1 protein-coding gene is annotated in these 853 nt (G+C 61.2%); it reads right to left on the reverse strand.

The window, feature by feature from the left end:
* Positions 1-12 precede the first annotated feature (12 nt).
* Positions 13-776, reverse strand: a protein-coding gene (locus tag CN933_RS31200) for an IS5 family transposase (RefSeq protein WP_431093597.1) whose coding sequence is annotated in 2 segments (ribosomal slippage) — positions 13-429 and positions 432-776 — 762 coding nt in all. Because the reading frame shifts where the segments join, the coding sequence is not laid out codon by codon here.
* Positions 777-853 lie beyond the last annotated feature (77 nt).

Consider the following 853-nt stretch of genomic DNA (forward strand, 5'->3'; position numbering starts at 1 on the left):
TAGGACGTCGACTCATAAACTCTGACACCATATCCTCGCGGCGACGAGCTTTACGGCGGCGAGGTAGTTTTCCGGGTGCTTATCGTATCGGGTTGCGATGCCTCGGAACTGTTTGATCCTATTGAAGAACCGCTCCACGAGGTTCCGCTGCCGATAGACCCAGCGCGAGAAAACGAATGACCCCTTCCGGTTGGTCTTCGGCGGAATGTTGGCCCAGGCCTTTCGCTCGGCGGCCTTGGCCCGGATGGCATTAGTGTCGTAGCCCTTGTCAGCCAGCAGGATATCTCCCTCGCCGAGCTCGTCCGTCAGCGCGTCGGCCTCGGTGCAGTCGGCGATCTGCCCGCCGGTCAGACGGAGGTTGACCGGGCGACCTTCGGCGTCGACGAGCGCGTGGATTTTGCTCGTGAGCCCGCCACGGGAACGTCCCATGCCGCCATCGTCTCCATCCCCCTTTTTCCCGTGGCCGCGTGCTGGTGAACGCGGACACAGGTTGAGTCGATCATGACGATGTCGCCATCGTAAGCCTCGGAAACGGCTTCAAGAAGCCGATCCCAGACACCGGCCTTCCGCCAGCGGACGAAGCGGTTGTAGCAGGTGGTCGGCGGACCATAGCGCTCCGGGATTTCCGCCCAGGGCGAGCCCGTCCGAAACCGCCAGAGGATGCCATTCAGCACCCGCCGATCATCGACGCGGGGAACACCACGCGGTTTGTTGGGCAACAGCGGCGACAGGATTGACCATTCGTGGTCGGTGAGTTCGTAGCGGCGGCGCGTCATTCCAAGGCTCCCTCATTCGGAAGCCTTGAATCATCGGCGCGACTAAACAACAAGTGGTTTTATGAGTTTACGACCTA

Source organism: Sinorhizobium sp. M4_45, assembly GCF_002885915.1.
Lineage (GTDB): Bacteria > Pseudomonadota > Alphaproteobacteria > Rhizobiales > Rhizobiaceae > Sinorhizobium > Sinorhizobium meliloti_A.